The organism is Thermoflexibacter ruber (assembly GCF_900113045.1).
Lineage (GTDB): Bacteria > Bacteroidota > Bacteroidia > Cytophagales > Thermoflexibacteraceae > Thermoflexibacter > Thermoflexibacter ruber.
In genome coordinates this window covers 82,443-103,971 of sequence record NZ_FONY01000015.1, presented here as the reverse complement: position 1 = coordinate 103,971, position 21,529 = coordinate 82,443, and the positions used below count along the sequence as shown (strand labels likewise).

22 protein-coding genes are annotated in these 21,529 nt (G+C 34.1%); 1 reads left to right on the top strand and 21 read right to left on the bottom strand.

What is annotated here, in order from left to right; all coding sequences use genetic code 11:
* Positions 1–79: 79 nt before the first annotated feature.
* From BM141_RS09825 to BM141_RS09720, 21 genes are all read right to left on the bottom strand, one after another.
* A complete protein-coding gene (locus tag BM141_RS09825; protein WP_091544698.1) occupies positions 80–322 on the bottom strand; it encodes a response regulator transcription factor in 243 nt (80 codons plus the stop codon).
* Between the two features lie 147 nt (positions 323–469).
* Entirely contained in the window at positions 470–1,549 is a 1,080-nt protein-coding gene (locus tag BM141_RS09820) for an efflux RND transporter periplasmic adaptor subunit (RefSeq protein WP_091544695.1), read from the bottom strand.
* Between the two features lie 76 nt (positions 1,550–1,625).
* Positions 1,626–3,032 carry a glycosyltransferase gene (locus tag BM141_RS09815; RefSeq protein WP_091544691.1) on the bottom strand — a complete coding sequence of 469 codons (1,407 nt, stop codon included), beginning with the start codon at positions 3,030–3,032 and terminating at the stop codon, positions 1,626–1,628.
* A complete protein-coding gene (locus BM141_RS09810; RefSeq protein ID WP_143090876.1) occupies positions 3,029–3,496 on the bottom strand; it encodes a hypothetical protein in 468 nt (155 codons plus the stop codon). The genes BM141_RS09815 and BM141_RS09810 overlap by 4 nt, the downstream gene beginning before the upstream one ends.
* 13 nt (positions 3,497–3,509) lie before the next feature.
* A complete protein-coding gene (locus BM141_RS09805; protein WP_091544685.1) occupies positions 3,510–4,640 on the bottom strand; it encodes a DUF4221 family protein in 1,131 nt (376 codons plus the stop codon).
* A 180-nt stretch (positions 4,641–4,820) separates the two neighbouring features.
* The gene (locus tag BM141_RS09800) at positions 4,821–5,024 is read right to left on the bottom strand and encodes a hypothetical protein (RefSeq protein ID WP_091544682.1); all 204 of its coding nucleotides are present in this window, start codon (positions 5,022–5,024) and stop codon (positions 4,821–4,823) included.
* Positions 5,025–5,685: 661 nt separating this feature from the next.
* Positions 5,686–6,126 carry a hypothetical protein gene (locus tag BM141_RS09795; RefSeq protein ID WP_143090875.1) on the bottom strand — a complete coding sequence of 147 codons (441 nt, stop codon included), beginning with the start codon at positions 6,124–6,126 and terminating at the stop codon, positions 5,686–5,688.
* Between the two features lie 31 nt (positions 6,127–6,157).
* Positions 6,158–7,369, bottom strand: a complete 1,212-nt coding sequence (locus BM141_RS09790; RefSeq protein ID WP_091544677.1) for a DUF4221 family protein — start codon at positions 7,367–7,369, stop codon at positions 6,158–6,160.
* 110 nt (positions 7,370–7,479) lie between these two features.
* Entirely contained in the window at positions 7,480–7,704 is a 225-nt protein-coding gene (locus BM141_RS09785; RefSeq protein ID WP_091544674.1) for a hypothetical protein, read from the bottom strand.
* A 32-nt stretch (positions 7,705–7,736) separates the two neighbouring features.
* Positions 7,737–7,970, bottom strand: coding sequence for a hypothetical protein (locus BM141_RS09780; RefSeq protein WP_143090874.1), 234 nt, complete (start codon positions 7,968–7,970; stop codon positions 7,737–7,739).
* Positions 7,971–8,259: 289 nt separating this feature from the next.
* On the bottom strand, positions 8,260–9,606 hold the full coding sequence (locus BM141_RS09775) for a glycosyltransferase (protein WP_221407662.1): 1,347 nt from the start codon (positions 9,604–9,606) through the stop codon (positions 8,260–8,262).
* Between the two features lie 503 nt (positions 9,607–10,109).
* Positions 10,110–11,150, bottom strand: coding sequence for a DUF4221 family protein (locus tag BM141_RS09765; protein WP_221407661.1), 1,041 nt, complete (start codon positions 11,148–11,150; stop codon positions 10,110–10,112).
* A gap of 220 nt (positions 11,151–11,370) precedes the next feature.
* Positions 11,371–11,565 carry a hypothetical protein gene (locus BM141_RS09760; RefSeq protein ID WP_091544662.1) on the bottom strand — a complete coding sequence of 65 codons (195 nt, stop codon included), beginning with the start codon at positions 11,563–11,565 and terminating at the stop codon, positions 11,371–11,373.
* A gap of 282 nt (positions 11,566–11,847) precedes the next feature.
* The gene (locus BM141_RS09755) at positions 11,848–13,215 is read right to left on the bottom strand and encodes a glycosyltransferase (protein WP_091544659.1); all 1,368 of its coding nucleotides are present in this window, start codon (positions 13,213–13,215) and stop codon (positions 11,848–11,850) included.
* Complete coding sequence (locus BM141_RS09750) at positions 13,212–13,676, bottom strand: hypothetical protein (protein WP_091544657.1); 465 nt, start codon at positions 13,674–13,676, stop codon at positions 13,212–13,214. The genes BM141_RS09755 and BM141_RS09750 overlap by 4 nt, the downstream gene beginning before the upstream one ends.
* Positions 13,677–13,682: 6 nt before the next feature.
* Positions 13,683–14,879, bottom strand: a complete 1,197-nt coding sequence (locus BM141_RS09745) for a DUF4221 family protein (protein ID WP_091544654.1) — start codon at positions 14,877–14,879, stop codon at positions 13,683–13,685.
* A 96-nt stretch (positions 14,880–14,975) separates the two neighbouring features.
* Complete coding sequence (locus tag BM141_RS09740) at positions 14,976–15,236, bottom strand: hypothetical protein (protein WP_221407660.1); 261 nt, start codon at positions 15,234–15,236, stop codon at positions 14,976–14,978.
* 181 nt (positions 15,237–15,417) lie between these two features.
* A complete protein-coding gene (locus BM141_RS09735) occupies positions 15,418–15,630 on the bottom strand; it encodes a response regulator transcription factor (RefSeq protein WP_091544648.1) in 213 nt (70 codons plus the stop codon).
* A gap of 240 nt (positions 15,631–15,870) precedes the next feature.
* Complete coding sequence (locus BM141_RS09730) at positions 15,871–16,329, bottom strand: hypothetical protein (protein ID WP_091544644.1); 459 nt, start codon at positions 16,327–16,329, stop codon at positions 15,871–15,873.
* A complete protein-coding gene (locus BM141_RS09725; RefSeq protein WP_091544641.1) occupies positions 16,326–17,567 on the bottom strand; it encodes a DUF4221 family protein in 1,242 nt (413 codons plus the stop codon). Before BM141_RS09725 ends, BM141_RS09730 begins: the two co-directional genes overlap by 4 nt.
* An 87-nt stretch (positions 17,568–17,654) precedes the next feature.
* Positions 17,655–17,849: a hypothetical protein gene (locus tag BM141_RS09720; RefSeq protein ID WP_091544638.1), complete on the bottom strand. Its 195-nt coding sequence runs from the start codon at positions 17,847–17,849 to the stop codon at positions 17,655–17,657.
* Positions 17,850–18,173: 324 nt separating this feature from the next.
* Here BM141_RS09720 and BM141_RS09715 point away from each other — a divergent pair, with 324 nt between their 5' ends.
* Positions 18,174–21,485 carry an efflux RND transporter permease subunit gene (locus BM141_RS09715; protein WP_091544634.1) on the top strand — a complete coding sequence of 1,104 codons (3,312 nt, stop codon included), beginning with the start codon at positions 18,174–18,176 and terminating at the stop codon, positions 21,483–21,485.
* Positions 21,486–21,529: the final 44 nt, after the last annotated feature.

Sequence of the window (21,529 nt, the reverse complement as noted above, 5' to 3'; positions counted from 1 at the left end):
AAGTCAACAGGAAAAGGTTACTAATTTGCTGATTTTCAGTAGTAAAGTTTTCCTATTTTTTAGTTAAAATTTCAAAAAATCAAGAAACGCCCCAATGTTCGTTGTACTTGATAGCTACTTTGAGTAGGCTATTGCAGTCAGCTATTTTTAGCTTTGTCTTGATGTTTTCCTTGTGGTTTTTGACGGTGTGTGGGCTGATATGAAGTATATCAGCAATTTGCTTATTAAGCATACCCTCTGCGAGCATTTGCATAATCTTTCTTTCTCGTTCTGTTAGTTTCCCGATAGCTTCTATTTCTATCGCAATAGTTTGTAAGTGCATAGTAATTTTTCAAAGATTTTGTTTGGTAAAAAAATAAAATTATGTGCGTGTGTGCGTGTGCTGGTATTTTTAGAAATGCAAGATAAGTAAGAATGCCTGCATAAGCAAATACAGAAATGTTAAAAGACAAAAAATAGGAAAAGCTTACTACTGCTCTTTTTTCATTACTTCCACTGGGGCATCATGCCCCAGATTGAGGTTGCCGTCTATGATGACCTGCTCGCCTGCCTTCAGTCCCTCGCTGATAGCTATGACTTGGCTATTTTCGTGAACCACAGTTACATAGTGCCATTTTGCCAATCCTTTTTCGTGGGTAAAGACTACTTTACGTCCTGACCTTTCTACTACTGCCGTCTTAGGGACGAGGACATACTTAGGGAGTATTTTTTCTATCACTACATTGACGTTCATGCCTTCTAAGAGTTCGGCATCAGGGTTTGCTATCTTTACTTTTACCCGCACCAACCCCTGCTCGCTTACGATGGGGTTTATTTCCAATACCCTACCTTGGTAGCTATGCTTGCTACGGTAGGTAATGGGCTGGATAGTAGCACTTTGCCCAAGCTGAACATGAGCCAACTCTGATTCTAAAATGGCGATTTCTACCACCAAGTTGTCCCTGTTGAGCAAAGTACAGAAAGGCTCGTTAAGGGGTGCGGGATTGTGAGGACGAGCTTTGAGGTTAGCAATGATACCGCCATAAGGGGCTATCAGGTAGGTATTATCGTACTGTACTTGGGCATTTTTGATGGCGGTCAGGGCTTCGTTATAGCCTACTTTGATTTTCAACACATTTAAAATGTGAGGCTTTACACTGTTAGTATCTCTATCAACACCACCATAGTTTACTATCTCGAGGTTAAGGTCGTTCACTGCCTTGCGGTATTGGTTTTGGGCTTGCTCTAAGGCAACTGCTTGCTGTCTATTGTCCAATACGGCTAAGGTTTGCCCTGCTCTTACCCTATCTCCATTGGCTATGTTTATCTTTTCTATCGTTCCCTGTGCCTTGAAGTAGAGTTGGCTTTGCAGCAAGGCATTGACCTTGCCATTGGCAAGCACTTGCAAGTGGAAGGGCTTTTCCTCCGAGATAGCTACCTGCACAAGGGTAGTTCTTTCTTGGGGAGAGGTCTGAGAGAGGGTTTTAGCGGCTTCTTCCATAGAAGAGGCATCTTGGCAGGCAGAAAATGCGACTGTGATAGCAAGATAGTAAAAAATAGATTTGAGCATAAGAAAAGTAAGATTTACTAACAAAAGTAAGCAATTAAGGAGAAAGAAAAAATAGGAAAAGGTTACTAATTTTTGCTTAGACCCAAGCAGGCTCTCTGAGCAATTCCTCAAAGAGTGTCAGTACCCTTTCCTCTGTATATTTTGTTTCTGTTTTCTCCTTAAAGGCTTGCAGGTTTTGCTTGTAAAGGGGATTGGTGAGCAGTTCTTGTATCTTTTCTGCTATTTCTTTCGGACTGTCTTGGCTAATCTCTCCTCTAAGTCCTAAGCGGTGGTAAAAGATGCGGGCGGCATTGCCTTCGGTGTCAAAGGTGGGGGTGATAGGATAAACGAGGGTAGGCACTTGGAAATGCAATGCTTCTTTGACTGAACCTAAACCTCCATGATGAATGAATACATCTACTTTGGGCAATAAGGCTAATTGGGGGACTTTGCTTAATAGATGAATATTATTGGGTAATTCTGTGTTTTGAAGGGCATCTCTGACTTGCTTATTGGCAGTGCAGAGGAGTTGCCAATCTGGTTTTTGATAAAATACTGAAAATAATTTTTGTAAAAAAGAGATGATTTGACTTTCATACTTTTCGTGCATCGTACCAAAAGTGCAGTAAATCAAAGGTTGCTGCTCCACCCCATCCCTTCCCAAAGGAGAGGGAGCTTTATTTTGTTTGATTTTCCCTAAAACCATTTCATACCTTTCATCTATATCGGTTTGCTTGCGGTCAAGGTATAGGATATTGCCCAAATAATGCTGGTTTTCTCGCTTTTCGGAAGGTGGAAACTCCAACTCTTCGGGGGCAAGGATAAACTCAGGAATACCTGCAAAGGTGTAGTGATACAGGTTGTCTTTGCGGATTTGGTGCTTTTCTGGTAAGAGATTTTCCTTGAATTTTTGTTTTACTTTCCTGCTATCGTGATGCCCTAAGTAGCAGATGACTTGCTTGAGTTGGTTTATTTTCCCTTTCCACTCAAAATCTTTCCATGCTTTTTGAACTGCTTTTTTGTCATTGGGTAAGAGAGGAGTAAACAGGGGAGGGGAGAACTGCTTGCGGTAGGTAGAAAGCATAGGTTGGAGAAAAGCGACTTTGATACTATACTTCTGAAGCAGTGGGTATAAGATAATGAAATCTGTACTTACCCACATATCTATCAAGATAAGAGTGGGTTGTAAGTCCTCTACTATTTGAGAGAGTTTTGCTTTTCTGTCCTCGTAGATGCGGTTAGAGATTTTATCAAGAAGTACATCTAAATAAAGGTCTTGGCTTTTTTCAAACTCTCTATTGTCTTGTTCAAAGCCAAGTCCGAAGGGGAAGCCTCCTAACTCTATGGTGGCAAAGCTCTGTGCCTCTATGTATGCCTTGTAGCGTTCTGGAACGGCATAAACTGCCTGATAGCCCTGTGATTGGAGTAGTTTAGCAAGTTGGAAAGTGGGGGTGTAGTGGCTCTCGAGGGTATGGATGAGGAAAAGAATAATGTTTAGGTTCATTTTATGTCGCGCGTTATTCTAAGTTTAAATTCAGCGAGTTCTTCATAAATATTTTCAGCATCAAGTATTATCTTTTCTACTACAATACCATTTTTTAAATAATAAATAACAGGAAAAGTATTTATAAGTCCTAGTTTTACAGCAATTTGCTGTCCATCTTTTAATATTTGAGAACTCATAAATAATTTTTCATTCCCCAATTTTAGCTTAATCATTTTACTGCCCCAATTACTTACTATAAAATTGGCGTTAGGACTATTGTAGTTCTCTTTAATAAAACTTAGACCTGTTCCTGTACATCCAGAACATCCTCCATTTAATTGAACTACTAATATTCCTTTTACATTTGGGTTTAAATTAGATTCTGTAGCATCATAAAATTCTCTTATTCTTTGAGTATATAACTTTAAGTCTTCGTCTTTTTTACAAGAAAACAGCAAAAGAAACATGATAGGAAGAAGCATCAAGTGATAAATATTAATTTTTATTAACCACTTTGAGTAGTACAAAAGAGAGTGTATTTTCATCATTTTTATTGGGTTTAGCAATGTAAAGACCATCTTTGTTTATAAAACACATCGTTTCCGTGAAATCATATTTAGGTAATAGTGTTTCTCCTATTTTATTGAAACTGCTATCTAAAATTATAATAGACGCTTGCTTAATATAACTCTTACTAATTATATCTTCTTCTTTTGCTGGGTGGTGAGCTATTCTATAATATAGTTTTCTATATTTGTCATAATAAATGGCAAAGTAAGAGGGTTGGCTTAAATAATACTCGAACTGTTCCTGAAAATCTTTTGTTAATGTTGTCATAGGCATTGAATTGGTAAAACTTTTGCTACCCGCATAGAAGGATTTTAGTGAATTCTTGTGATTAGTTACATATATTTTTTCATCTATTGAGAAGCTATATACGAAGTTATTAGTATTTTCATTATAGGTATGAAAAAAATAAGCTAAGTTTGTACCCCATATATACCCTTGGTAGCTATTAGGATAGGAAAAAGTATATCTAAAACGCCCATCTTTTACATTTAATAGTATTTTTAATTCTTCACTTTCAAAATACTTGGGATTGTAAAAATCTTTATCTGGCATAGCACTAATGTATAATGTATCTCCTATCAATTTTGCAGGAGTTAATGTTCCAATTGAAGGATTTGAACTTACACTATAGGCAGATTTATCTATTAAGGAGTAATTTCTAATTATATGCCCTTTCCCATTAGCCAGAAAAAGTCTATACCCATTGTGAATAAAAATTGAATCTAAAGAATGTATATACATACCATGTATCTTAGAAAAATACTTTTCTTTCTCAAGAAAAGCAATCTGTTTAACAGATTTAGGATTTTCAATATTATACAAATAAATTATTCCAGTCTGTTCATTAAGATAAGCCAAATATGAAGTATCTCCTTCTAAAAGTAATTGTAAGGATTGGGAACCAAATGGAGTTAAAGAATCGAGTTGAAAATTAATCACCTTGTCTTCCAAAAGAAAAACTTGCTCTGTAAATTGTGAAGGAATGGTATTTTTAGGTTTATCTTTTTGACAAGAAAAAAGAATTGTAGCAAGAAATGTATAAAGAATAATTCTCATATTTTGTTTGAAATTTAAAAATTTACTGATTTTCTATAAATGCATCAGCAATTATAAATATAATCTCTAAACTCCTAACTTATTTATAATTAATATTTTAAAGATAAAAACTGAACCATATATAATCAAAGAGTAGCGGCAAACTCTATCCACTACTCTTTATATTTAGTGAATTATTTTTTAGCAATCATCTTTGGTGTTGCATTTTGTTCCTGTTCCATCACATTTTTTATACGAAGATCCGTTTACCGTCCATATAGAACAGATTTTTGTTTTTTTAGTTTGTGCACCTGCTTTATTACTGACATCACTACTAAAAAAATGAATTCCTCCCCTTATAAAAAAGAGAACAAGTAATGCTACTTTCTTCAATTTTGATTTCATAAATTTAAATGATTTAAAATTTCAACAAGATTGATAATTTTCAGATTCCAGATTCACTTAGCTAAGTACCAAAGTACCCTATAATTATATGTAAGCATTTTGTATTTTGCAAACTTTTTAACAAGAAAATTATGAATTATGAATTATGAATTATGAATTATGAATTATGAATTATGAATTATTTTGTTGATTATTAATATTTTAAGTTTTATATGGTTTCTACATACAAGATTTGTATTTTGCTTTGGAATGATGTATGTTATGGTTGTTTTTTTAATAGATTTTTTACCTAAACCCAAGCAGGTTCTCTCATCAACTCCTCAAAGAGTGTCAGCACCCTTTCCTCTGTATATTTTGTTTCTGTGTTCTCCTTAAAGGCTTGTAGATTTTGCTTGTAAAGGGGATTGGTGAGCAGTTCTTGTATCTTTTCTGCTATTTCTTTCGGACTGTCTTGGCTAATCTCACCTCTAAGCCCTAAGCGGTGGTAAAAGATGCGGGTGGCATTGCCTTTTCAGTTTAAAATAGACAAACATTCACTTATTTTCCATAGAAATAGTTAAGTTCGGAATAGAATATACTTGGATATGCAGGTTCATCTCAAGAAACATTAAGGATATTACAATAAAAGCTAATGAATCAACCAACAGTAAGGCTGCCAAAATCATTCATCAGCCACATTCAGAAACTTCTCTATGTCTTCATAATGTTCTTTATCTAAATGGAATACACGAGTAAGTTTCTCATTTTCCAAAACGAAAACTTTATCTACGACAAAGATATTTCCGTGCTTTTCCAAAAGTTTTGTTTCGTCCTCAAAATAGGTAAGCACTCTGTCTTTGGCAGTAAAGGCGTTTTGTATTTTGCTATCTTTCTCTTTTTTGACAATAATGACTATATCAAAGTCGGTATTATTTTCAATAATTTTATTAACAAAATGAAGATTAGCCTCCTTACAAGAACAATTTTCCTCTCTTAACAAAAATATCAAATATCTATTCTTGCTGCTCTGCCTCAGTTTTACTTCTTCCTGAAGAAACTTTTTAAAATTAATGTATTCTTGCTCTGGGTCTTTGCTTGTACTTATACAAGAAACAATAAACAAAGTTTGTATAAAAAATAGTATCTTTGGAAATCTATTTTTGCAAATCTTTTTCATTGAATTGAACAATTAAGAATTTTAGCAAGTCTTCTCGTTTTTCATCAAAGCAAGGAATATAGAGTTTACCATTAAAAGGATAGAAAAACCTGAGTCCTACATTGCGATGGGCAGCAAAATCTACTTCTTTCATTATCTTAAGATTTTCATTGAAAATAGTTAGAACTAATTTTTGTTTCAATACCGAATTTCGCATATCTGTAATTCCTTCAGGCAGCTTGCCTAAGTGAAATCGGTACCCTCTATTACAAGAAGCATCAAAAGCAGTGAACATAAAATTAACTTGCTTTACAAAGTGCTGCATTTTTTTATCTTCATCACGGCGATCTGCCCAACTTAGATTTTCTATTTCATTCTCTGTTAGTGTAGATTTACCATCGCTTATTATATACTGCTGCTTTTGCACATCGTAGTAAGATATATTGGGAGATGCCGCAAAGGTAAAAAACAACTTTTGAAGGCGATTCTCCTCGTCTAATAAAGGGAAAATACACATCATATGCTGTAAATAGCCCTTATAATTTTTTTGTATATCTTCAGGATAAAAGACGGGTAAGATGGTAAATTGGCTATTGCTTAGATTTAATTTTCCTAATATAGCCTTTTGAAACCCTTTTTGATAATCTGGATTCTTACTCCCATATTCATAATCAAAGAGGCGTATATAAACAGTATTTTGATGTTTGTCATATATCAAAGGATACTCAAGCGTTGCGCTGTATCTATTTTTTTCATAAAACTTTTGAGGAAGAATCTTCCATAAAGCCCATTTTTTTAATACTTTTCCTTTACCTGAAACAAGATATAAAGTACTTTCATTTTCATTTGAGATAAACAAGCTATCTGGAGAGGAAACAAACAAAGAATGAGCTTCAGCAACTCCATTAGGACCTTCTTTGTCCAAATTAATTTTTTTAATTATACTGATATTACTGAGTGAAAATAAGTCTATGCTATGATTGTGGTGATTATAGCCATAATACAATAAAGTGTCTTTAATCTTGAGAAAAGAATGTGGATTATAAAACCTTAGATATGAGGAGTCTATGGATATAGCAATAGAGTCATAGCTTAGTATTAGGCCGCCTTTTTCTTCCTGCTGTATTTCTGATGTATCTTCTTCTTTATAGCTACAAGACAATAGGCTAACTAAAAATGATACAAATACAAAAATAAAAAAATTTTTCATAAAATATTTAAGAGAAAATAGAGGAAAATAAATCGTAATTATTTAACTAAATCTTAAGTTAGAGAGTAGTTGTGGGTTGCCACTCTACTCTCTAATGTTAGCAAAATTTTCTACCATTTACAGGCTTGATAGCGATAACAAGGCCCTGAATCATCTGGATGAATGCAACCAGCTCTTACGTCTCTATCATTTTTATCATCTTTGTAACATAGACCCAACTCATGTCGTTTATTCTCTATTCCTTCCTTATTCTGGGCAGTTACTTGGTTAGATAAATTTGGAGTAATATTACTCGCTACCATCAGCAACAAGACAAGATACAATATTTTTTTCATAATAACTTAGTTTGAGATTTAAGATTAAGATTTTAAGGTGCAGTGGGGCATCTGCGCCTTACATCGCATGGTCCTTGAGGGTCTGTGATATAACACGCTGGTTTATGCATTCCTTGCCATAAAGTTGGGCATACTGAAGGCGACCAATGACCTGAGAGCGGAGTCGGTGTTCTTCCTTCGGGTATATCTGCTTTTACATTATTAATCAACTTATTACTAACAAAGTGCATACCCATGCCAAGGAAAAATAGCACAAGAATTCCCACTTTCTTCAATTTTGATTTCATAAATTTAAATGATTTAAAATTTCAAAAAGATTGATAATTTTCAGATTCCAGATTCACTTAGCTAAGTACCAAAGTACGCTATAATTATATGTAAGCATTTTGTATTTTGCAAACTTTTTAACAAGAAAATTATGAATTATGAATTATGAATTATGAATTATTTTGTTGATTATTAATATTTTAAGTTTTATATGGTTTCTACATACAAGATTTGTATTTTGCTTTGGAATGATGTATGTTATGGTTGTTTTTTTAATAGATTTTTTACCTAAACCCAAGCAGGTTCTCTCATCAACTCCTCAAAGAGTGTCAGCACCCTTTCCTCTGTATATTTTGTTTCTGTTTTCTCCTTAAAGGCTTGCAGATTTTGCTTGTAAATAGGATTGGTGAGCAGTTCTTGTATCTTTTCAGCTATTTCTTTTGGACTGTCTTGGCTAATCTCGCCTCTAAGCCCTAAGCGGTGGTAAAAGATTCGGGCGGCATTGCCAAGCTGGTCGTAATTCCAATTAAGTGGATAGATAAGCATAGGAACTATAAAGTGTAATGCTTCTTTCACAGAGTTCAAACCTCCATGTGTAATAAATAGGTCTGTCTTGCTCAAAATATATAGCTGAGGGATTTGGGAAAAAAGATGTATGTTATTAGGTGTTTTATCAAGTTTGGCTTGTAGGTTTTCTTTTAGTACAATTACAAATTGAAAGTTTATTTTCTCTTTTGCAATATGAAGTAGATTTTCCATAAACATCATTACTTCTTGTTCTTGGCTATCGTATAGTGTACCAAAAGAACAATAAATTATCTTTTTTTCTTCTAATTGAAGTGCAGAAATTTGCTTTTCAATAACTGTAAATTTTTCATCTCCAACTTCTTTACGATTTAAGTCTATCATGCTCCCTATATAGGTCTGCCAAGTGGCTTTTCCTTCGGGAAAGAACTCCAGCTCTGCTGGGGCAAGTATCCACTCTGGAATATCAGCAAAACTAATTCTGAATGAAGTTTTTGTAATAATTTTATACTTTTCAGGAATCTTATTTTCTTTGAACTTTTGCTTGACCATGCTTAAGTCATCTTTACCTAAGTACCTGATTTTATCTTTGAATAGCAACTTTTTTCTATGCCTTAATAAGCTACTCCATGCTTTTTTTACTAATTTTTGATTTTCAGGGGTTAAACTGGTATTAAGGGGCGGAGAATATTGGCTGTAAAGGGTAGATAGCATAGTTTGTAAAAATACTAACTTAATGCCTTTGGCTTTTAAAAGAGGGTAAAGGATAATAAAGTCAGTAGAAAGAAAAGAATCTAAAAAAATGACATTAGGCTTTATTTCCTCTATTAGAGCTTCTAATTTTTTCTTTCGGTCTTGGTAAATACGGAAGGAAAGGCGGTTTATGAGGTTGTCTAAGTAAGCACTACTTTTTTGTTCATGTTGAGTTAAATCTGCTTCAAAACTCATTGCAAAAGGCAAAGAAAGCAAATTTTTAAACGTAAAACCTTGATTTTCTATGTGGTTTTTATTATACTTGCTTGAAATGAAAACAGCATCATTGTCCAAATTTTTAATAATTTTTGCAATAGCAAACACAGCGTTAAGGTGGCTGTATGAATTGTAAATCAAAAATAAGCATAAATTTTTATTAGACATTTTTAGAATGAATCTTGGCTTGCTAACGATATTTTAAGATTTGTTAGACCATTGACATTATCAGGGCTTATGTATTCCATATTGCTAATCTGGCTATTCTTCACATAAAAAATCATGGGATATATGGATTCCACATGATTCGAGTACATCAGGTTATCTTTATCAAAAATTATATTAGGGCTGTTAATAACTTCTTTAATTTTTAGCTTCAATATTTTCATCGAATTTATCTTTGTGAAAATAACCATTAAATCATTTTCCTGCTTAATATTATCTATCACAAATCTCTCCGCAGAACTAATACAACCCTCACAGCCAGCATTGGGAATAACGAGATATGCTTTGTATTGGGAAATATTATTGTTATGCATTAAACGCAAAGTTTTTTCAAAATTTTCTTGCAATACTTCTTGCCTATTTTTACAGCTAAAAATTAGTAAAAGTATGATTACCCAAAAAACACGACACATTGTTATTTATTTTTTTACTACTTTAAAGATTTCAAAAATAAGGTTATCTTCATTTCCATTAGCTTTAAGTGCAATATGTAAACCATTTTTGTTAATAAAAACCATATACGGATTATACTTATATGCTTCTAAATCAACCTCACCTACTTTGTTAAAAGAGCTATCCAAAATAATAATTGACACTTTCTGCTCCTTACTCTTCAGAGGAACTCCTGATACATAATCAGACTCACTAATTGGTAGAAAGCAAAAGCGATAGTAATATTTTTGAAATTCATCATAGTAAATAGCACCATAGTATAGCTGAGAGAGGCGATATTTTTCTCTCTGCTCATAAGGAGGCAAGCCACTACCAAGTTGAGTAGAGAGTGGTTTTATAGGCGAATTTTGGAACTTACTGCCTGCATAATACTTTCCCACATAATCATTGTAGTCGGTCACATAGATAGAATCTATAATAGGGAAACTAAAAACTACTTGCTCCTTAAATAAAGGAGGAGTATGATAAGAGGTCAAAAACTCAGGAGTCCATATTCCAATTTTGTAAATTTCAGGGTAGTAAAGTTTAGGAACGATTTTTCCAGTGTTTATATCTATGCAAGCCACAATGCCTTTTAAGTCTACTTTTGCATTATTGGGGTCAAGCTTCCCATCACTATTCATATACACGTAATTATGTATTTTATTGATTGGGTTAGAGGTACTTGCTGGGAATACAGAAAAAGGGAAATTATCAGAGGAAAGTTTATAGCTTTTCAATACCTGTGCCTTGCTATTTACCAAATAAAGTTGCATTCCATGATATCGATGTATCAATATAGAATCCTGATTAATAATAGAAAAGCCAAATATACTCCCTACACCTTGTTCTCCTTCTTTAAAAAACTTTATTTTACTTTTCATACTCCCAATCTCATAATCATAGAATATGATGCTGTTATCATTCATATTTAATGTAGCTAAAAAATCAGCTTGCTTTTCTGCTAAAAAAAAGTTTTCTAAGTACTGAATACATGTACTGTGTGGTGCAGTGACACTGTCTAACAAAAAAGATTTAATACCTTGTTTTTTAAAAGTGTATATATCGTTGTTATGTTGTTCTTTCTTTTCTTTATTAGTATTACAAGAATATAGAGAAAATATAATAAAAAAGAAACTAATATAAAAAAAAATGAATTTATGCATAGTAAAATTTTTAATGTCATTAATAAAAAATAAAGAGTTAGAAAAGAGATTCATTTTCTCTAACTCTTTGCCTACTATTGATTTATACAGGTACTGAGCATGCTGTGCTTGTAGAGTATTTACAGTAAGTTATACCATTTTCAGTTACACAATCTCCTGATGGATATTTACCCTTTTCACAACCAGCATCTACACTTTCTATGGTGCCAATACTCAATAGGCTACTTCCCAGAAGAAGCATAACTATTTTACCAATTTTCTTCAATTTTGATTTCATAAATTTTAAATGTTTTTAAGCGTTTGAAAATAAAAAAGTAACGTTTACGATAATGCCTTCGCGAAGTACCAAAGTACCCTACAATTATATGTAAGCATTTTGTATTTTGCAAACTTTTTAACAAGAAAATTATGAATTATGAATTATGAATTATGAATTATGAATTATGAATTATTTTGTTGATTATTAATATTTTAAGTTTTATATGGTTTCTACATACAAGATTTGTATTTTGCTTTGGAATGATGTATGTTATGGTTGTTTTTTTAATAGATTTTTTACCTAAACCCAAGCAGGTTCTCTCATCAACTCCTCAAAAAGTGTCAGCACTCTTTCCTCTGTATATTTTGCCTCCGTTTTCTCCTTAAAAGCCTGTAGATTTTGCTTGTAAATGGGATTGGTGAGCAGTTCTTGTATCTTTTCTGCTATTTCTTTTGGACTGTCTTGGCTAATCTCGCCTCTAAGCCCTAAGCGGTGGTAAAAGATGCGGGCGGCATTGCCTACATGGTCGCAATCCAAATTCAGAGGGTAATTTAAGGTAGGGACTTGAAAATGTAATGCTTCTTGAATAGAGTTTAAACCGCCATGCGTAATAAATACATCTACTTTGGGCAATAAGGCTAATTGGGGGACTTTGCTTAATAGATGAATATTATTAGGTAATTCTGTGTTTTGGAAGGCATCTCTGACCTCCCTGCTTGCCGTACAGATGAGTTGCCAAGGAGGGTTTTGCTGAAAAACAAAAAACAGTTTTTGTAAAAATAAAATTATCCTACCTACAAATTTCTTTTGTAGTGTCCCAAAAGCACAATACATCAAAGGTTGCTTTTTCTCTATGATTTGGCTCAAAACTATTTCATACTTTTCATCTATATCAGTTTGCTTGCGATTGGCATAGATAATTCCACCCAAATACTGCTGATGGGGGCGCTTTTCAGAAGGCTGAAACTCCAATTCTTCTGCGGAAAATATCAACTCTGGCACACCTGCAAAGGCATAGTTATAAGGATTTTCTTCCCATAAAATCTGATGTTTGTCAGGCAAGAGATTTTCTTTAAATTTTTGCTTTATTTTTTTGCTATCGTGATGCCCTAAATACCTGATAGCTTGTTTGAAATTATGATTTTTCTTTTGCCAAGCCAATTGTTTCCATGTTTTTTGTATGACTTCTTTCTCATTGGGTAAAAATGGGGTAAAAAGTGGTGAGGAATGTTGCTTGCGATAAGTAGAAAGCATGAGGTGCATAAAGGCAAGCGAAATACCATATTTCTGAGCAAGGGGATAGAGGATAATAAAATCTGTGCTTGCCCATGTATCTATCAGAATCAAATGTGGGTGCACTTCTTCTACTATTTTGGTAAGTTTTGCTTTTCTGTCCTCATAGATACGATTGGTAATTTTGTCAAGGAGTATGTCCAAGTACAAATCTGTACTTTTTTCAAACTCTCTATTATCTTTCTCAAAGCCATAGCCAAAGGGAAGTCCGCCTAACTCTACGCTATCAAATCCTTGTGATTTTGTATGTATATGATATGCTCCATGAATCGCATAAACTACGTGATAGCCTTGATTTTGTAAGGTTTTGGCTGTTTGGAAGGTAGGATACAAATGACTTTCAAAAAAATAAGGAATCAATAAAATAGTTTTCATTGCCTATCTAAGAAGATTTTAATGTTAGCAAATACTTGTTTTGCATTGGTAAAAGTAATTTCCTCTTCATTTATGATATTCCCATTTTTGCAATAATAGACTTTGGGGTGAATATCTCCTACCAATTCATCTCTCACTGCTATCATTTGGTTATCTATCAAGAAGTTAGCATGATGCCTTATTTGATAGTTAAATGTAAAACTTACCTCTTTTTGAGAAGGACAACTGACAATAAAGTAATGCTTTTCATCTGCGATATTTTCTTTGATGTAGTCTGCTACTACTTGCATACAACCGCCACAACCGCCTGTAATGGTTATGAGATAGACCTGCTTGTCCAAAATAGAGGGCTTTTGATAGTTGGCAAGCATTTTTTTGAGTTTGTTCTCCTTGTCTTGAAAAGGTGGACTTTGGCAAGCAACTAACAAAAGTAACAGAAGATAAATGAAAACTTTTTTCATAAGGTTCTATTTTTTAACAAGTTCATAGCGATAGAAACAAATTTCATCTTCATTTCTGGAAAGCCCTTGCAAGAATAAGCCTTCTTCATTGATAAAGTAATAGCTTGAACCTACATACTCTGGCAATAAGGTTTCTCCTAATACCTTAAAGTTTTCATCTAAAATGATATAATTAGACCTTACGTAAGGATGCCAATCATTTTTTTCTTTTTTCTTATCATTTGGGAGAAAGATATTGCGATAATAAACTTTGCGATAAGGGTCATACCTAATTCGCTCAAAATGTGGATGGCTCACTGCAAAATCAAACTCTTTTTCTGCTCTATTGGGGTCTTCTGCTGGATTAGTTGAAAATATCTCTATTTCTTTAAAATAAACACTACTTGCCTGATAAGATGCTATTTTATTGGTATTCAAATCCATTTCATATACCTTAGCATCACATGGAAAACTGTACGTGAGGGTATTTTTATCTGGATTATAAGCAGAACCAAATTCGGTAAGATAAGCTAATGGGAAAAACATTTTCTTGCGATATACCTCTGGATAAGGCATAAAGTAGGAGATTTTTTTAGTCCTCAAATTTAGTTTCAATCCTACTTGCCCTTTTGTATAAAATTCTTTTATAAATGGAGTAATGCTTGGGATGCAACCCATATATAACTCATTATTCACAATGAACATTGTATTAGTGCCTCCTTGTGGTAATCCTGCATAGCTATCTTCTGGAACTTTGGGAGCTTGTCCTGTTGCTTCATCAAATTTGACACCTGCATTAAGCAATGAATACTTTTGCAATAGTTTTCCCTCTGCATTCACTAAAGAAATTTTATATAAAAAACTTGATAGTACAAAAATAGAATCCAAGGATTGGAAGAGAATATAAGAAGGAATGCCTACTCCATTAGGTCCTTCTTGCTCTAAATAAATACGCTTGGTCATCTTTTTGGATTCCAAATCATGCATTTGTATAGCATTAATTTTTCTATTGAGTATGATGAGGTAGTCTTTGCCTTCTATCTTTTTATAAGATACATCATTTCCATTATTAAAAGAAGTCAAACTATCTATAGGAAAATAGATGCTATCAGCTAACACTAATTGATAGTTATTATGGCTATTTGCTTCTTTACTTGTGTTGCAAGAATAAAATGTACTTATTGTTGATAGGGTGATTAAGACATAGAATAATGTGTTTTGCATAAATCTTTTTAAAAGTATGTAAAACCAAGATTAATATTTTATTTATCATCTTGGTTTTAGGTAAAATGAAATAATTTAGTAGTTTTAATTAGGCTTTTATCCACAAGAACTGTATGTCAAACAATTTCCGCCTTGGGTTACACACTGTCCTCCAACACGAGGTCCTGGAAAACATGGGTAACACCAATATCCTCCTGCTGGTATAGTGCAGTAAGAGAATATAAAATAATTCGTTGGATTATAAGTTTGCGCCTTTGCCTCATTAGAAACAGGGGCAGGGCTTTCACCAAACATTTTCATTACCTGCTCTTGGCTACCCGTTACCAAAAACAAGGCAATCATCCCAATTTTCTTCAACCGTGCGACGGTGCGATTTGATTTCATAAATTTAAATGATTTAAAATTCCAAAAAGGTTTTTAATTTTAAAATTGCAACAATAACTTACGTAAGTACCAAAGTACAGTACAAAGTAAAATAGAATTGTTGGAAGATTTTTAGTAACCTTTTCCTATAAAAATAGGAAAAGGTTACTAATTTTTACTTTTTGAGGGCATTTTGCACCGCTAACTGAAGCAAATCTTTGCAAGATTGTACCCCTAATTTTGCTTTGATGTTTTCTTTATGGTTCTTGACAGTATGCTGGCTGATGCTCAGCCTGTTCCCAATAGCCTTGTTGCTAATAATGCCACTTCCAATCACTTCAAAGATTCTTTGCTCAGTTTTAGTGAGCGGATTTGCAGGATTTAACATAGGAAAGAAAAAAGGTTTTAGTAAAAGGAACTATCTGTGTGTAACCTCTCTATGTGCGTGTAGTATTTATTTGCAGTAATTCAAAGCTAAGCAAACTTAGCCACTTTTGCAAATAGGGAAATGTTAAAAAGCAGGGAAGTGGGAAAAAACAACTAATAGTTTAGGTAGCTCTCAAACCCATCTACTGCTCAATGCCCAGCTCATCATTACTTGTAGCATTCCAGAGGGAGTGGAGGAGGGTCATAGGAGTTTCTTTTGCAAACGTAGCTCTAAAAGGTGTAGTTCTTCATCAATGTTTGTAGCGGAAAGCGTTTTGACTTCCTTTATTACACCGTTTTTAATGTGATAAAGTGTAGGAAAATCACTGACCAACCCCAAACTATGTGCATGATAGTTGGTATCTATCAGCACATTAGGATTGGCTAAGGCTTCTTTGCTTACAGAAAACCCAATGATACGCTTTTGCTTGGCTGATAGAATATATACTATATTTGGGTAAGCAAAATTTTTCTCTAAGAAGGCAATAGCTCTGCGCCTGCAAGAAGAACAACCCTCAAAGGAAATGACTAAGCAATAGCCCTCTTGCAGAGAAAAATTAAACTCCTTTTTTAGATTTGCTAAGGCACTTTCCCACTTTATGCTTTGGTCTGCTTGGCAAGCACTCAAGAGTATGAGGAGCATTAAAATTATTTTTCTCATTCTTGGTATTTAAGTTTGAAAAGGGTAAAACTAAGTACATCTTCTTGGTAATGAGGGTTTTTTGAGTGAGCATTAGATACGAGTAATCCGTCTTTAGTAACTAAGAAGTTTCTAAAATATCCCACTCCTAAGTATTTTTCCCCCAGATAGCGAAAGTCCTTATCAGCAATGATGATGGAGATAGGGCGGTCTTCGTAGTCATTTTTTTTACCTGTTTTCTCGTCTATCAATGGTATACCTTCCACAAAAACAGAGTAAAAGACTTCTCTATAAGGGTCATACATTAGTTTCTGATAGCTTGATTTTTCATAATCTTGCTTTTCCCCTACTTCATGAACCATGTTTACAAAGTCTGTATATTCTGATAAAGTAATTGGCTGCTTTTGAAATTTACTTTTAAGAGGAATAACCTTCATTCCCTCTGTTTCCATATTATACTGATAAATAACAGAAAGCAAACCAAAACGAACATTAATTTTATTATCCACTAAAGCAAAGAGGGGAGATTCTTTGCCAACAGGTGCTTGTTTTTCTTTGAAAGCAATAGGTAAGCGAGGTCCGTATTCTGTTACCTTGCCTGTATGTATGTTTATGCCACACATTGTATTAATGCCTACTAAAGACATAGGAGGTTTTATTTTCATTTTAGAAACAATTAGCATACTATCTCTAAATGCAAGGGGAGCACCCATAGAATGTCTTAAATCATCTTCATCATCTATTTCAATGTAAGTACGTTTTAATACCTTGCCTTTTAAATCTGTAATTATAGCATGTTTTGAATTTTTAGGAAGAAAAATAAGTGTATCTAAGTTTTTTATATGAAAAAAACTTAGACCTGCTACTCCATCAGTCCCTTCCTTAGCAAATCTTATACGTTTAGCTAATCGCTTTTTACTAAGGTCATAGAAATCTAAACTATGTAGATTCCTGTTGGCTGTAATGTAGTAATGTGCTGTATCTGCATCGTAATATACAGGATACAAACTATAATTTAAACTTACCGAGTCTATAGGAATATTGATAATCTCAGATTGTTCCAAAGTAGCCTGCTTTTCAGAAAAGTAATTATTTAGTTTAAAAAGCTGCTCAGAATTCAGATTAATCCACTCGGTATTAGTAGATTCTAACTTCTCTTTGGCTTGCTGTTGACAGGAATAAAAAAGAACAGTTATGAGAAAAAAAACTATCTTTGCAAACATGAATTGAATGAGATATTTAGTTTTTTGGATTTTCATATTTTCAATTACATTTGTTGATATTAGCTAAAGAGTATCTCTATACCTACGAGATACTCTTTAAAAATTAAGTTTTGAGATTTTTAACTATTTAGGGCAGCCAATATAATCTAAGCAATCAGTGGGACTTCCTTCACAGCAATACCACTCTCTATTGTATGTCCTATTAGGTTCTTTGGTTTTTGCTGTAGCCAGATGTGTATCAATAAATATAGCTGTACCCAGACTTAGAGCCATAGAGAGTGCCAATACTCCCTTTGCTAACTTTTTATGATTTTTCATGTTTTTAAATTTTTTAAATTTGACTTTTTAAAGATTGATAATTTTAAGAACTCAAAATTCACTTAACTAAGTACCAAAGTACGCTACAAAGTAAGATAGAATTGTTGGAAGATTTTTAGTAACCTTTTCCTATTTTTATAGGAAAAGGTTACTAATTTTTACTTTTTGCTTGCTTTTTATTGGTTTAGTAAGTTTTCTGTGTTTTATATTTGATAAGGGTTTGAGGTTGTTTGAAATAGTTTGATATGGTTTAATATAGTTTGTATTTTATCTCAGACTTATCATTTCAAATTCCAGATTAAAAGATTCCAGATTAACGCATAGATGCAAAAACGTAGTTTCGCTATCCTGATGTCCTTTTGCTTGCTTACCTTAGCGGGTTTGGCACTCCTGCCCCGCTTATCGGTACAGCTCAATCCTTCGCAGGGACAAAATAGCCTAACTATCAGCTATACCATGCCCTCTGCTTCTCCAGACATCATAGAGCGTTTGGTAACAGCCAAGTTAGAAGGGGCATTTAGCACTTTGCAAGGCATTACCAAAGTAAGTTCGGTATCACAGTATCACTCGGGTTACATTACACTTTCTATTGATAAAAAGGCGGATATAAGCCAACTTCGTTTTGAAGTAGCTATGCTTATCAGGCAGTTGTATCCCGCCTTGCCTGTCGAGCTTTCTTATCCTACCATTCGCCTGCATACCCCAGACCAAGCAGATAAGTATAAACCTTTGATGACCTTACAGTTCAATGGGAATATAAGCCAAAGTGCCTTGCAAATTTATGCAGAAGAACAAATTAAGCCCAAATTGGCTCAAATAGAAGGGATTTATGAAATCAACGTTACAGGAGGAAATAGGCAAGAATGGGTACTGCGTTATCAAACGGAGCAGTTGGCTTACTTTGGGTTACAAGAAGGCGACATAGTGCAAGCAGTTAGGCAGCATTTTCAGCAACAAAACTTAGGGGTAGCCCTGCAAGCAGATGGCTCTCGCTTAGGGGTGGTTTTAAACCCAAATCTGCCCCAAGCTAAATCCTTCCCTGTAAGAGAAGGACTTGAAAACAATACATCTTCCTCTTGGGGTGGGGCAGAAACAGAAATTTGGAACAGTATTCCTATCAAAAAAATAGGTCAAAGAATAATTTATCTTACTGATGTAACAAAAATTAGCAAAGAAGAACAGCCTATTACTTCGTTCTATCGCATCAATGGGAAAAATGCAGTAAACCTAACTATCACAGCCGATAGTAAGGCAAACCAACTTAACTTAGCCAAAGAAATTAGAGCGACTTTAACCCAGCTTAATCGCCAACTACCTCCCACTTATCATATTCGCATCGACTATGATGCTACGGAATATATCCAAGAAAATTTGAATAAAATAAGCGTACAATCAGGCTTGGCGGTGCTTATTTTGGTACTTTTTGTGTTACTTACTACCCGAAATTTTGCTTATACTACTTTGATTGTTGTGGGTACAGTTGCTAACTTGGCTTTAGCTTTCATCTTGTTTTACTTTTTCAAAGTAGAGATTCATCTCTATTCTTTGGCGGCGATAACTACCTCACTGGGAATGATTATGGACAATATGATAGTGATGATAGACCACTATCGCCGTTATAGAAACTTACACGTTTTTACTGCACTTTTAGGGGCTACTTTAACTACGATTGCAGGACTTAGTGTCATCTATTTTCTCCCTGAGGAGAACCGCATAGATTTGATTGACTTTGCCTTAGTTATGGTCATTACGCTTGGTGTTTCCTTAGCAGTGGCTTTATTTTTCATTCCTGCGGTGATAGAAAAAGGTTTTTTAAACCAAGCGAAGGCTTCCCTTGAAGGGAAGTCTTCACTTTTCCAAAGGAAAAAAAGACGAGTAATCCTCTTTACAAAATTTTACACCTCTATCCTTTATTTTCTTTTTCGTTTTCGCAAAGCGGCTATTACCTTTATTATTTTACTTTTCGGCTTACCTGTATTTTTTTTACCAAATAAAATAGAAGGAGAAAGTTTTTGGGCAAAATCTTATAACCAAATCTTAGGAAGTGAATATTATGTAGAGAACATACAACCTTATATTAACAAACTTTTAGGAGGGACTTTAAGGCTTTTTGTGCATTATACCTACGAAAAATCCTATTATTCCAAACCTGAAAGAACAGCCCTTTACTTAATAGCAGGTTTGCCTAATCAAAGTACCTTAGTCCAAATGAACGACATCATGCTCAAGTTTGAGCATTACCTTACCCAATTTCCTGAAATAGACCGATTTATTACTAACGTACAAAGCGGACAACAAGCAAGTATCGTCGTTTATTTTAAACCTGAATATGATAAGGGAGCTTTCCCCTACATCTTGAAAAATCGTTGTATAGCCCTATCTACTGAAATGAGTGGGGTAAGTTGGGACATCTTTGGGGTAGGACAGGGCTTCAGCCAAAATGCCGAGGAGAACAGCACACCTACTTTCAACGTACAACTTTGGGGCTATAATTACAACGAGTTGGAAAGGCAAGCCCTGATTTTAAAGAAAAAATTGGAGGCACACCCACGCATCCAAGAGGTAAATATCAACAAAAGCCCGAATTGGTGGGGAAATAAAAACCTTTACGAGTATATTTTTGACATCAATCACCAAAAATTGATAGTGCAAAATTTGGACAATACGCAATCATATTCGCTATTAGAAAAACAAAATGTACTTCCCCGCCCTGATTTCTACCAATTGCTTACTGGGGAATATATCCCTATCAAAATTATACCTTCTGAAGTGTCAAAGTTTGACGTTTGGCAGCTCAAGAATAAGGCTTTCCAAGTAGTAGGTCAAAATCAAGATAGCTCAATTATCCTGCCTGCAAAGTTCGCAGATATAGCTGAGGTCAAAAAAGAAAAAGTTATCTCAGAAATCCACAAAGAAAACCAACAATACTTGCGAATGATTAGCTTTGAGTATTTCGGGAGTGCCAATTTCGGAGAAAAATTTTTAGATGAGAAATTGAGAGAAATGGAAGCCATTTTTCCTTTGGGTTACTCAGCCAAAAAAATGAGTTACCGCTGGTATTTTGAAAATGCAAAGAAACAATACGGACTAATCGCTTTAGTAATTTTGCTAATTTATATTATCTGTGCGATTACCTTTGAGTCTTTGTGGCAACCTTTCGCCTTAATATTGCTGATTCCATTTTCTTTTATTGGAGTTTTTACTACCTTTTATCTTTTTGATTTCAATTTTGACCAAGGTGGCTATGCATCTTTTATCTTATTAAGCGGTATTGTAGTGAATGCAGGCATATTTATCATTGCAGAGTTTAATCACCTAAAAAAATTATTCCCACAGCAGACGAGTTTAAAGCTATACTTAAAAGCCTATCACCATAAAATTATTCCGATTTTGCTTACCGTGCTTTCTACTGTAGTAGGTTTTATTCCTTTTTTGATTTATGGACAAAACGAACCCTTTTGGTTTGCTCTTGCCGCAGGGACTATTGGCGGTTTGCTGATGTCGGTGCTTGTTATTTTCTTCTACTTGCCTTTGATATTTTTAGGTAAATATGCCTTGCCTTCTCATGACATTTTACAAAGAAAGGGAAACATGATTAAAAAATTAAAACACCTACTCGTATCAAAATCTAAGTAGAATCTCTAATTTTGAGGCTCAGTTTTCAAAGCAATAGACTTTTA